Annotated in this window: 9 protein-coding genes; 1 reads left to right on the top strand and 8 read right to left on the bottom strand. The window is 75.3% G+C overall.

The features are described 5' to 3' along the window. The first annotated feature begins 75 nt into the window (after positions 1-75). The gene (locus tag BXA05_RS12810) at positions 76-378 is read left to right on the top strand and encodes a putative acetyltransferase (RefSeq protein ID WP_034651460.1); all 303 of its coding nucleotides are present in this window, start codon (positions 76-78) and stop codon (positions 376-378) included. A gap of 97 nt (positions 379-475) precedes the next feature. On the opposite strand, the gene BXA05_RS12805 is transcribed toward BXA05_RS12810, so the two are convergent. The 8 genes from BXA05_RS12805 to BXA05_RS12770 all read right to left on the bottom strand — a co-directional run bounded on the left by BXA05_RS12805 (position 476) and on the right by BXA05_RS12770 (position 12,011). After that, positions 476-1,480, bottom strand: coding sequence for a prephenate dehydrogenase (locus BXA05_RS12805; RefSeq protein WP_244550456.1), 1,005 nt, complete (start codon positions 1,478-1,480; stop codon positions 476-478). Beyond that, positions 1,474-2,421, bottom strand: a complete 948-nt coding sequence (locus tag BXA05_RS12800; RefSeq protein WP_244550455.1) for a prephenate dehydratase — start codon at positions 2,419-2,421, stop codon at positions 1,474-1,476. The genes BXA05_RS12805 and BXA05_RS12800 overlap by 7 nt, the downstream gene beginning before the upstream one ends. Continuing rightward, complete coding sequence (locus BXA05_RS12795) at positions 2,418-3,317, bottom strand: hypothetical protein (RefSeq protein WP_061267634.1); 900 nt, start codon at positions 3,315-3,317, stop codon at positions 2,418-2,420. Before BXA05_RS12795 ends, BXA05_RS12800 begins: the two co-directional genes overlap by 4 nt. 31 nt (positions 3,318-3,348) lie before the next feature. After that, complete coding sequence (locus BXA05_RS12790) at positions 3,349-6,585, bottom strand: VanW family protein (RefSeq protein ID WP_244550454.1); 3,237 nt, start codon at positions 6,583-6,585, stop codon at positions 3,349-3,351. 76 nt (positions 6,586-6,661) lie between these two features. Continuing rightward, positions 6,662-7,111 (bottom strand): DUF6113 family protein, encoded by a 450-nt coding sequence (locus BXA05_RS12785; protein WP_211435859.1) that lies wholly within the window; start codon positions 7,109-7,111, stop codon positions 6,662-6,664. A gap of 10 nt (positions 7,112-7,121) precedes the next feature. Next, positions 7,122-8,132 (bottom strand): PIG-L family deacetylase, encoded by a 1,011-nt coding sequence (locus tag BXA05_RS12780; RefSeq protein ID WP_244550453.1) that lies wholly within the window; start codon positions 8,130-8,132, stop codon positions 7,122-7,124. Between the two features lie 13 nt (positions 8,133-8,145). Next, positions 8,146-10,056 carry a translational GTPase TypA gene (typA, locus tag BXA05_RS12775; protein ID WP_021479795.1) on the bottom strand — a complete coding sequence of 637 codons (1,911 nt, stop codon included), beginning with the start codon at positions 10,054-10,056 and terminating at the stop codon, positions 8,146-8,148. Between the two features lie 182 nt (positions 10,057-10,238). Beyond that, positions 10,239-12,011, bottom strand: a complete 1,773-nt coding sequence (locus tag BXA05_RS12770) for a BCCT family transporter (protein ID WP_425291923.1) — start codon at positions 12,009-12,011, stop codon at positions 10,239-10,241. Between the last annotated feature and the right edge of the window lie 219 nt (positions 12,012-12,230).

Below are 12,230 nucleotides of genomic sequence, written 5' to 3'. Positions count from 1 at the left end.
TCGCTCAGGTCGGGCGGTGCCCGACCCTCTCTGACCAGCCCGTGGACGAACGTCACACGCCCGAGGAGCCGCCCCGTGCCCGACTCGCCCTGGACGACGTGGGCGCCGGGGACGCGGGTCGTCGTCCGCCGCAGGCTCTCGCCCGACGACGCCGCCGCCGCGGGCAAGCCCCTCACCGACGTGATCGGGGTGGTCGTGGAGACCACCGCGACCACGCTCGTGCTGCGCGAGGACGCGGGCGGCAGCGCCCCGCCGCACCGCGGCCACGGCCCGCGCGACGACGCCCCTCCCCTGGTCTCCGTGCCGCTCGACGCGATCGTGGCCGGCAAGCCCGTCCCGCCGCGGCCCCCGCGACGGCCCGCGTCGCGCCCGGACTGACGACCGGGCCCGACGGACGACCGGTCGACGGGGCCCGGGGACGGGGCCTGGCGAGGACGTGACTCGCGGGCGACGCCCAGACCCGGCGGGCGGCCGCTCAGGCGACGACGACCGCCCGGTCCTCGACGTCCACGACGACGGCGCCGCGGGCCCCCGCGGCGGTGAGCGTCTCGCGCCAGGTGCCCGCGTCGTCGAGGTCGACGCGCACGGGCTCGCCGGTGCCGCCCGTCGCGGCGCGCACCGGGTCGGGCCGGTCGAAGAACTCCCCCACGGGCGCGTTGGTCTCCAGCGCGCGCACGAGCTGCTCGAGGTCGCGCACGACGACGCGCAGCGCGGACGCGACCCACGCGGCGTTGTCCGTGACCATGGCCTCGGTCCGGCGCGGGTCGGTGCGCCCCACGCGCGTCGCGTCGCGGAAGCTGCCCGCGGCGAGGCCCAGCGCGACGTCGCGCACGGGCGCGTCGGCGACGACGCCCAGGAGCTCGGTGGCCAGGACGTGCGGGACGTGGCTGACCAGCGCGGTGGACTCGTCGTGGACGTCGTCGGTGAGCACGTGCACCGTGCCGCCGAGCGGGCCCGTGACGAGCCGCAGCACGCTCGTGAACGCGTCCGGTCGCGTGGTCGCGTCCACCGTCACGGCCCAGCGCGCGCCCGCGAGCATCGCGGGGTCCGACGCCTCGAAGCCCGAGTGCTCCGTCCCGGCCATGGGGTGCGCCCCGACGTACCGGGCGTCGAGCCCGGCGGACCGGACGGCGTCGCGCACCGCGCCCTTGACGCTCCCGACGTCCGTCACGACCGTCGCGCCCCGCACGTGCCGGGCGACGTCGGCCGCGACCGCCCGCATGGCGCGCAGCGGCACGGCGAGCACGAGGACGTCCGGCTCGTCGGCGCAGACCTCCGCGACGTCGCCGACCACGCGCAGACCGGCAGCCCGCGCCGCCGCGCGCGTGGTCGCCGTGGCGTCGTAGCCGGTCACCTCGACCCCGCGGTCGTGCAGGAGCCGGGCGACCGAGCCGCCGACGAGACCGAGGCCGACGACGCCGACCCGGACCGCCGAGCGGGACGTTCCAGGCTCCGGCGCGGCACCCGCGGCGGTCACCACAGGAGCCCCGTCGCGAGGCCCGCCGCGCCGGTCGACGCGTCGACGCTCCCGACGGGGACGTGGGCGGCGTCGACGTCGGCGCGCACCGACCCGTCGAGCTCGCCGCGCGCCGGGACGACCCCGAGCGTCTTGAGCGCGTCCCCGGCCCCGACGAGGTCTTCCAGGACCGCGCGCACCGGCGCGTCCCAGGGCGCGCCGTCGACCACGAGGACGAACGCGTAGGTGCCCGCGACCGCCTTGAGCGGGCGGGTGATGAGGCTCGAGAGGTTGACGCGCCGCGCGCCGAAGGACTGGGTGATGCGCGCGAGCACCCCCGGTCCCGTGACGACGGGCGTCACCGCGAGCATCGTGCGCCACGCCGTCTCGCTGCCGCTGCGCGCCCGGCCGAGCGCGGCGGCGGCCTCCGCGCGCGGCGCCAGCACGAGGAACCGGGTGCGCGCGCCCGCGAAGTCCTCGACCGCGCGCTCGACCGTCTCCAGGCCGTAGAGCTCACCGCAGATCGTCGGGCCGAGGGCGACCTGGTGCGGGCCGGCGTCGCGGCACGCCGCGGCGTTCGACGACGCCGCGACCGGGGCGAGGCCCGTCCGGCGCACGAAGCCCTGGCACTGCGCGAGCCCGTGCGGGTGCGCCGTCACCTCGGTGAGGTCGCCGTGGCCCGGTCGCGCGAACGCGTCGAACGAGATGTCGAGCACGACCTCGTCGACCGCGACGACGCTCGCGCTCCCGACGATCGCGTCGAGCGAAGGCACGACGTACCCCTCGACCGTGTTCTCGATCGCGACGACGCCCCGCTCGTGCACGCCCGCGGCCACGCCCGCGAACACGTCTGCGACGGTCTCGCGGGCCGCGAGCCCGGCATCCACCGGGCCGTGCTCGGCCGACCACGCGGCCGCCGCCTGGTGGGTGAACGACCCCTCGGGGCCGAGGTACCCGACGCTCACGCGTGGACGGGGTCGGGGGCGGTCGCCCAGCGCGGCTCGAGCGCGTCCGGGCCGGGCACGAACTCCTGCCCGGGCAGGACCGCGAGCACCCGGTGCGCGACGCCCCGCTCCCCGAACCCCGCGACGAGCGCGTCGAGCGTCGTCGCGTCAGGGCACGAGAACGCGCAGAAGAAGATGTGCGGCCCCGCCTGCGAGCGGTGGCTGCGCAGGTGCTGGAGGTCGATCCCGGCGGCTGCGACGAGCGCGAGCGTCTCCTGGAGCGAGCCGCGGTGGTCGTCCCGGGGCCCGAACGCGAGCCACACCTGGGCGACGCCCTCCGCCCGAGGCGCCGCGTCGCGGCTCTCCAGCAGCCCGTACCAGACGGGCGCGCCCTCGCCGAGGAGCTCGCTCCCCGGGAGCTCGGCGTAGCCGAGCGCGGCGAGCGGCCCGCGGGCCACCGAGCGCTCCACGACGAGGCTGCCGTCGGCGCCGGCGAGCGCGACCCGCTCCTCCAGCGTGGTGCGGGTCGGGACGAGCGACGGGCTGACGCCCATCGTGCGCAGCACGTGGCGCCGGTCGCGCATGCCCGCCTCGTCGACCACCACGTGCCCCGTCAGGTCGCGGGCCGCCGTCGACCGGCCGACCCAGACCCACTGCGACGGCACCGCCGACGCGCCGGTCAGCACGAGCGACGGCGGCGCCGCGAGCAGCGCGCGCTCGAGCTCGTGCGACGGCTGCGCCGGGTGGCCCAGGTGCACGACGGCGGCCAGCGCGTCGATGCTCGCGACGGTCGACAGCGTCGCCGTCGTCGACCCGAGGTCGAGCAGCGCCTCCGTCGGGTCGCCGTCGACCCATCCCGCCGCCGTGGCCGCGAGCAGCGCCTGCGCTCCCGACTCCCGTTCGCTGCGTCCGAGCATGGGACCTCCGTGGTTCGTGGGTGGACCGGGTCTACTCGCAGACGACCGCGTTGTCCGGCTTGTAGGTCCACCGGTAGGACTCGTCCTTGACGAGCTCGCCCTCGCGGTAGACCTTGCGGTAGTTCGTGATGGAGAAGCCCGGGCTGCCCGCGGGCGTCGGGGCGCAGTCGGCGCCCGAGTGCGTGACCGTCGTCGGCTGGACCACGTTCGACTTGCCGCTCGACGACGTCTCGACGTCGTAGTACTTGGTGCTCCAGACCGCGACGTGCAGCTGGCCGCCGCCGACCCAGGACTGCATGAGGACGCCGTACGGGGTGTCGTTCTTGAACTTCATGTCGATCGAGCCCACGAAGATCGTCGCCTCGCGGCCCGCGGGGTAGCGCTCGAACCAGTAGCTGTGCGGGCGGTGCTCGACGTCCTCGAGCCCCGCGAAGAAGCCCGCGTTGTACGTGGTCGTGGCCATCTGCGACAGGCCGCCGCCGACGCCCTCGGTGTGGCGCCCGCTCTCGACGATGCCGGCCGCGTAGTAGCCGCCCTCGAGCGTGATGGGCGAGAGCGTGTCGACGAGCGAGAAGGTCTCCCCCGGCTTGACGAGCGTCCCGTTCACCTTCTCCGCCCCGCGCTGCAGGTTTGCGGTGCGGACGGGGACGTTGGGGACGGGCGTCGAGAACTCCGACACCTTCTCCTTGATCCCCAGCGCCTCGAGCGCCGCGACCGACTGCTCCGGGTCCGACTCGACGAGCTCGACCGTCGCCGTGCGCTCGTCGCCCGAGGCGGCCGTCGTGACGGCCGTCGCGATGGCGGCCGGGTCGATCGTCGTGCCGGGCTGGCCGCCCTCGATCACCGGCACGCCGTCCCGGAAGACGAAGTGCGCGTCGTCGGCCGCCGTGAGCAGGTCGTTCGTCCGGTCGACCACGGACTGCACGAGCGCCGGGCCGTCGAAGGTCAGGGTGAGGACGCCGTCCGTCGCCGCGAAGGAGGCGGCCGCGGCGAGCGCCTCGGGGGGCAGCTCCGGCGACTGGCCGCCGACGGAGACGACGACGGGCGCGGACACGACCTTCTCCGCCAGGGCGAGCGCGGCGTCCGTCTCGTCCTGCGTGATCGTGGGCTCGACGGGCTCGGTGGGCAGCTCGACCGGCCCGTCGGTGACGAGCCAGCTCTCCGTGATGGTGGCGGGCACCTCGTCCGTGACGAGCGCCGAGCCGTCCGCGGCCGGCGTGCTCGTGGGCGCGCCGTCGACGAACTGCACGGCCCCGTCCACGGGCTCGATCTCCAGGCTGCCGCGCAGCGCCTCGACCTGGGCGTCGAGGGCCGCGTCGTCGACCGTGACCAGCGGCTCCGCGTCCTTGCCGCCGAACAGGTGCTGCCACAGGCGCGCCGGGTTCATCGAGAACGACGTGAGCTCCTCGGCCGTGCCCGCGGCGTCGAAGGTCAGGCCCGCCGTCGCCGGGTCGAGCGTCGTGCTCGCCTCGCCCGCGGCGAGCGTGATCGGCTCGGCCGCGCGCGGCCCGAGCTCCGACTCGAGCCGGTCCTCGGCCGCCGCCCGGGACAGGCCACCGACGTCGACGCCGGCGACGCTCGTCCCGCTCGGGACCTTGTCGGAGTAGAACCACTGGGCGCCGGTGTACAGGCCGCCCAGGACCAGGACGGCGATCCCCGTCCACAGCAGCCCGCGGGCCCAGCCGCGCCGCGGCGCGTCCTCGTCGAAGCCCTCGAAGGGCGAGGCCTCGCGCGAGTCGTCGGGCGGGACCGGCGTGAACGCGCTCGGTGCGGCGATCCCCGCGGCGACCGCCTGCGCCGTCGCGCCGAAGCCCTCGGCCGGGGCCTCCGCCGGAGCGGTCGCGCCGGCGGCGACCGGCGCCGGGCTCGCCGGCTCGTCGGGGGACGCGGGAGACAGGATCGACGTGCGCACGACGGGCGCGGGCCGCGACCACGGGTCGACGGGCGGGATCACCCGCGTCGCGTCGGGCGCGGCGTCGCTCCCCTCGTCCGCGGGTCGGCCCTGGTCGCCCGCCGGCGCGGAGCTCACGGGCACGACGGCGGACCGCTCGGCCGTGCTCTCGTCGGCCGGGCCTCCCCCGGTCGCGTCGGCCGACCGGTCGGCCGACGTCGGGTCGTCAGGTGTCGCGCTGCTCGCGGCCGTCGCGTCCGCGGCCGTGTCGTCCGAGGTCGTGGAGTCCGGGGGGACCGAGGTGTGGGCGACGGGCGCCGGGGCCTCCCGGTCGGCGGTGCCCGTGGCCTGGGCGGCCGGGGCGTCGGCCTGGGCACCCGGTGCGGGGACGAGCACCGCCGGGACGTCCGGGTCGAACGCGAACACGCGCGGGACGTACGGCTCCTCGTCGGCCTCGTCTGCGTCGCTGCCGCCGGGAGCGCCGACCGTCCGCGGGCTGCTCTCGGCCGTGGGGCCGCCGTCCGGGGTGCCGACGAGGGCCGGGCTCTCGGCAGCGCCGGCGACCGGCGCGTCGGGGGTGGTCGACGTCGGCGCGCCGCTCGCCTCGGTCGGGTCGGCCGTCGACCCGCCCGGCGCGGACGCACCCGCGACGGGCGACTCCGCGACGGACGCGTCCGGACCGCTCTCGACCGGGGTGTCCTGGGCGTCGGGCTCGAGGGCGGCGCTCGCCGGAGCACCGGCGTCCACGTCCGTCCCGGTCGTCGCGCGGGTCTCGGCGGGTGCCTCGTCCGCCGGAGCTGCGGGCATGGCGTGGGTGGCCGGGCTCGCGGCGTCCGGCACCGCGGAGCCCTGCTCCGAGGTGGCGGTGGGCTGCGCGGCCGACCGCTCGGGGGTCGCGGCCGTCTGCTCGGGGACCGCGACAGACTCCGAGGTGACGAGCGGCTCCGAGGAGGCGAGCGGCTCCGCAGCGGCGACCGGCTCCGAGGAGGCGACCTCCGGGCGGCTCCCCGCCGCGGGAGAGCCGGCCTCGGACACGTCGGCGGTGGCTGCACCGGGGGCCGGCGCGTCGCCCGCCGGGGTCGCGCCGGGTACGGGGCCGGGCTCGGCCGCGCCGGCACCCTCAGGACCGTGGTCCGCAGGCGCGGGGCCGTCCGGGGCGGTGTCCGTCGGCGCGCCCGTCGGTTCGTCCGTCGACGCGCTCGTGGACTCGTCCGCCGGCGCGGGAGCGACCGGGGCGACGTCGCCGGAGGCGTCGGCACGCTGCGCGTCGGGGCCGGACGCCGTCTCGGGAGCCGCGGGCTCGACCGTCTCGGCGGGCTCCGGCACGGCGTCCTGAGGGGAGTCGAGATCGGCGTCTCGGTCGGTCGGCTGACCCATCCACTGTCTCCGTGACGAAAGGCGCGCGGCGGTCCGCGCGACGACGAGGGGTGTGCGGGGATCCGCACGGCGAATACTAGCGGGACGCGAGGGGGTTCTCGGGTCCGTCGTGCCTGGTGGGACGCCCGTGCTGGGCCGTGCGGACCGGGCGGTCGCTGAACCACGACCGGGGCAGGAAGGCCGCCGCGGCGACCACGAGCATGCCCCCGTAGATCCAGACGTACCCCACGGGCTCGGCCGGCACGAGCACGTCGCCACCCGGACCCTGCAGCGAGAGGAGCTGCACGACGACGACCCACCCGATGCCGAAGCCCAGGAGACCCGCCATCCCGCCCCAGGCGCGGGCCAGGGTGGCCGCCGCGAGGACGGTGAGCAGGGCGAGCACGATGCCGAGCCCGGCCCCGCCCGGGAGGTCGACGCCCGGGAGGTGCGCCCGGTGCGCGACCGTGCCGACGAGCCCTACGAGCGCGCCCACGAGCGCGCACGCCACCCCGCGGCCCACGAGCCGCCCCATACCGGTCTCCACGGGCCCCAGGCTAACGCGTGGGTCCGGGCGGGACCTGGTCGCTCGGGAGAGCAGGGCCGGAGGGAGCGTAGAACTCGTGTGAAGGGACGGGCGCCAGCACGTCGTTGCTCAGGGCGTACCACCCGAGCAGCACCGGCTCGCCCCCCGCGGCGGCCGTCACGTGCTGGACCTGCGTCGCGTGCGCGCGCATCGCGCCGAGCACGTCGTCGAGCACGGGACCCACCGGCACGCTGACGAGCGCGGGCAGCGACGCGTCGGGACGCGCGAGCGGGGGCAGCGCCTCGTCCGGGTCCGGGAGCGTGAGCCGCGCGTCGGCCGCGAGCAGCTCGCGCGCGCCGGGGTGCTCGGCGAGCGCGCGGCGCGCCGCGCGCACCGTGGTCTCGGGGGCGACGACCTGCCACAGCGCGGGCAGCGGCTCGCCGTCCGCGGCGAGGAGCTCCAGCGCGCGGACCGTGACGTCGTGCGCCCGGACGTGGTCGGGGTGGCCGTAGCCGCCGCCCGCCTCGTACGTCGCCACGACGGCGGGACGGCGCTCCCGGACCACCGCCTCCAGGTGGGCGGCGGCCTCGTCGAGCGGGACGCCGACGAACGCGCGCGGCGGGAGCTGCTCGGTCGCGACCCCGCCGGCCACGCCCGGCGCGACCCAGGCCATGCCCGAGTCCTCGAACCGCACGGTCGCGCCGCCGTCGGACGGCTCGACCGGGCTCGTGACGGTGTCGAGGAAGACGTGGTCCCGCACGCCCAGCGCGGCGAGCGCGCGGGCGAGCTCGGTCTCGCGGAACGCCGCGAGCGCGGGCCCGTCGCCCTCGAGGTGCCCGACGCCCGTCGGGTGCGCGGGGGTGTCGATCACCTCGCCCCGCTCGCCCCGCGTGCAGGTCACGACGGTGACCGGCTCCCCCGCGCGGGCCCAGGTCGCGAGCAGCGCGCCCGTCGCCAGGGCCTCGTCGTCGGGGTGGGCGTGGACGGCCAGCAGGCCGCCGTCGGGCACGACGGCGGCCTGCTGGCTCTGCGGGACGGTCACCCCGTGGGTGGCGTCAGGCGCGCTTCGCGCGCGAGACCGCGCGGGCGCGCTCGGTCTGGTCGAGGACGACCTTGCGGATGCGGACGACCTCGGGGGTGACCTCGACGCACTCGTCCTCGCGCGCGAACTCCAGCGACTCCTCGAGCGTGAGGTGGCGCGGCGGGACGAGGTTCTCGAAGTTGTCGGCCGTCGAGGACCGCATGTTCGTGAGCTTCTTCTCCTTGGTGATGTTCACGTCCATGTCCTCGTTGCGCGAGTTCTCGCCGACGATCATGCCCTCGTAGACCTCCTGCGTGGGGTCGACGAAGAACGAGCCGCGCTCCTGGAGGTTGATCATCGCGAACGGCGTCACCTTGCCCGCGCGGTCGGCGACGAGCGAGCCCGTCGTGCGGGTCTCGATCGCGCCGGCCCACGGCTCGTAGCCCTCGGAGATGGACGACGCGATGCCGGTGCCGCGCGTCTCGGTGAGGAACCGCGTGCGGAACCCGATGAGGCCGCGCGCCGGGACCATGAACTCCATGCGGATCCAGCCCGTGCCGTGGTTCGACATGGTCTCCATGCGGCCCTTGCGCTGGGCGAGGAGCTGGGTGACCGCGCCGAGGTACTCCTCGGGGACGTCGATCGTCATGCGCTCCATCGGCTCGTGCGTCTTGCCGTCGATCGTGCGCGTGACGACCTGCGGCTTGCCGACCGTGAGCTCGAAGCCCTCGCGGCGCATCTGCTCGACGAGGATCGCCAGCGCGAGCTCGCCGCGGCCCTGGACCTCCCACGCGTCGGGGCGGTCGGTCGGGAGCACGCGCAGCGACACGTTGCCGACGAGCTCGGCGTCGAGGCGGTCCTTGACCTGGCGGGCCGTGACCTTGTGGCCCTTGCCGCCCTTGCCCGCGAGCGGCGAGGTGTTGATGCCGATGGTCATCGAGATGGCCGGGTCGTCGACCGTGATGAGCGGCAGCGGGCGCGGGTCGTCGGGGTCGGTGAGCGTCTCGCCGATCGTGATGTCCGCGATACCCGCGACGGCGACGATGTCGCCGGGCCGGGCCTTGTCCGTGGGGACGCGGTCGAGCGCCTTCGTCTCCAGCAGCTCGGTGATCTTCACGCTCTGGAGCGTGCCGTCGTGGCGCGCCCACGCGACGACCTGGCCCTTGCGGAGCTCGCCGTTGAAGATGCGCAGCAGCGCGAGGCGGCCGAGGAACGGCGACGCGTCGAGGTTCGTCACGTGCGCCTGGAGCGGCGCGCCCTCGTCGTACGTCGGCGCGGGAATCTTCTCGAGGATCGTCGTGAACAGCGGCTCGAGGTCCTCGTTCGAGGGGAGCTGGCCGTCCAGCGGCTGGTCGAGCGACGCGCGGCCGGCCTTCGCGGACGCGTAGACGACCGGGACGTCGAGGATCGCGTCGAGGTCGAGGTCCGGCACGTCGTCCGCGAGGTCGGACGCGAGGCCCAGCAGCAGATCCGTTGCCTCGGCGACGACCTCGGTGATGCGCGAGTCGGGCCGGTCGACCTTGTTGACGACGATGATCACCGGGAGCTTCGCGGCGAGCGCCTTGCGGAGCACGAACCGGGTCTGCGGGAGCGGGCCCTCGCTCGCGTCCACGAGCAGCACCACGCCGTCGACCATGGACAGACCGCGCTCGACCTCGCCGCCGAAGTCGGCGTGGCCCGGGGTGTCGATGACGTTGATCGTGATGCCGTCGGGCTCGCCCACCGCGGCGGCCGCCGGGCCGGCGTACCGCACCGCGGTGTTCTTCGCGAGGATGGTGATGCCCTTCTCGCGCTCGAGGTCACCGGAGTCCATGACGCGCTCGTCCACGTGCTGGTGCGCGGAGAAGGCGCCGGACTGGCGCAGCATCGCGTCGACGAGCGTGGTCTTGCCGTGGTCGACGTGGGCGACGATCGCCACGTTGCGCAGGTCGGAGCGCACAGACATCTACGGTTCTCATTTCGTGGGGTACGAGGGGCGACGACGGCCGGCCACCTCAGCGCGCACGACGGCGGGCTCGGCCCGCCGCAGCATCACGGAGCACGGGCCGTCACCCGGGCCCGGCTATCCTACCGGGTCCGCGCTCGGGACACCATGCCCGCCGTCGTGCACCGTTCGGAAGGGCCTCCTCAGGTGGTGCCTCCTCCGGAGGGTGTCTTGCGCCGCGGCCGACGGACGAGCGCGCGCCATCGGTCCGGGCGGTCGGGGTAGAGCTCCTCCCACTGCTCGGAGATCGACTCCGAGACGCGCGTCGTCACGTGCTCCGTGAGCGCGGCGCGCGCGGCGCGCCGCTCGGCGCGCAGGATCGCGGCGTGCTCGACCCGGAGCGCACGCACCGTGGAGACGGCCATCCCGATCATCACCACGGAGAACGGCAGCGCGATGAGGATCGCCGCCGTCTGCAGCGCCTGGAGACCGCCCGCGAGCAGGAGCGCGATGGCCAGCAGGCCGGAGGTGCCCGCCCAGAAGATGCGGCTCCAGGTGGGCGGGTTCGGGTTGCCCCCGCTCGCGAGCATGTCGACGACGAGCGAGCCCGAGTCGGACGACGTCACGAAGAAGATGACGATGAGCACGATCCCCACCACGGCGAGGACGTTCCCGAGCGGCAGGCCGTCGAACAGCTGGAAGAGCGCGGTGTCTGTGTCGACCTCGCCGTCCACGAGCATGCTCCCGGGCTCCATGAGCTCGCGGTACAGCGCCGACCCGCCGAACACGGAGAACCAGAGCGTCGTGACGATCGTCGGGACGAGCAGGGTGCCGAGGACGAACTCGCGGACCGTGCGACCGCGCGAGATCCGGGCGATGAACACCCCGACGAAGGGGGCCCAGGAGATCCACCAGCCCCAGTAGAAGATCGTCCACTGCGACTGCCACTCGAGGCCGGCCTGGCCCTGGAAGGCGGTGGTGTCGAACGTGAGGCGCACGACGTTCTGCAGGTAGTAGCCGAGCGACTGGACCCACTCGCGCAGGAGGAACAGCGTCGGGCCGAGGACCAGCACGAGCGCCAGGACCACACCGGCCAGGATCATGTTGCCGTTCGACAGCCACTTGATGCCCTTGCCCAGACCGGACACGACCGAGAGCGTCGCGAGCGCCGAGATCGCCACGATGAGCCCGATCTGCAGCGCGGTGCTCGGCTCGACCACGTCGAGGTAGCCGAGCCCGGCGGAGATCTGGAGCACGCCGAACCCGAGCGACGTCGCGACCCCGAAGACGGTGCCGATGATCGCGACGATGTCGATGACGTCGCCGAGGCGTCCCTTCACGCGCTCGCCGAACAACGGCTCGAGCGCCCAGCGGATCGAGACGGGGCGGCCCTTGCGGTGGATCGCGTACGCGAGCGCGAGGCCCGCGACGACGTAGATCGCCCACGCATGGATGCCCCAGTGCAGGTAGCTCTGCCCCATCGCGGCCTGGGCGAGCGACGCGTCGCTCCCCTCGACACCGGGCTTGGGGCTCACGTAGTGCGAGAGCGGCTCGGCGACGCCCCAGTAGACGAGGCCGATGCCCATCCCGGTGGCGAACAGCATCGCGAACCACACGGGCAGCCGGAAGAGCGGCGTCTCCTCGTCCTTGCCGAGCACGATGTCGCCGAACCGGCTCAGGCCCATCCACAGCGAGAAGACGACGAAGCCCGCGACGACGATCACGTAGTACCAGCCGAAGGCGCCGATGACGTCGGTCTGGAGCGTGTCCAGCACCGCCGTGACGGTGTCCGTGAAGAGCACCGTGAGCAGGACGAAGACCAGGATGATCCCCGCCGCCGGGTAGAAGACGCGCGGGTCCGGCCGACCCGTCCGGGGGGCGTCTGGATCGTGCGAGGACACGACCGGCGCGGAGCCGGTGTCCGGCCCGACGGCGTCTGTCGCCACGGCGTCGGCCGTCGCGGCGTCGGTCCTCACGGCGCCCTCGTCGCGGGGCGCGTCGGCCCCTCCCCCGTCGGGCGCTGGCGCGGCCTCCTCGTCACGTGCTGGCTCGCGGGGCGTCTCGTGGTGCGGGGCGTTCATGGCCTCAAGGCTTGTCGGACGCGCGGGCCCCGGCAACCGGAACGCCCGCCCGGCAGCAAGAACGCCCGTCATGGCAGCAGGAAAGCGCGTCCTGCCAGCAGGAACGCCCCGGGG

This window comes from Cellulosimicrobium funkei (assembly GCF_900155925.1).
Taxonomy (GTDB): domain Bacteria; phylum Actinomycetota; class Actinomycetes; order Actinomycetales; family Cellulomonadaceae; genus Cellulosimicrobium; species Cellulosimicrobium funkei.
This window is presented reverse-complemented; position numbering and strand designations above follow the sequence as displayed.

Bases quoted from the DNA above. Each gene is read 5' to 3' on its own strand.
- BXA05_RS12795 (WP_061267634.1), bottom strand. From the start codon at position 3,317: ATGCTCGGACGCAGCGAACGGGAGTCGGGAGCGCAGGCGCTGCTCGCG.
- BXA05_RS12790 (WP_244550454.1), bottom strand. From the start codon at position 6,585: ATGGGTCAGCCGACCGACCGAGACGCCGATCTCGACTCCCCTCAGGAC.
- typA (WP_021479795.1), bottom strand. From the start codon at position 10,056: ATGTCTGTGCGCTCCGACCTGCGCAACGTGGCGATCGTCGCCCACGTC.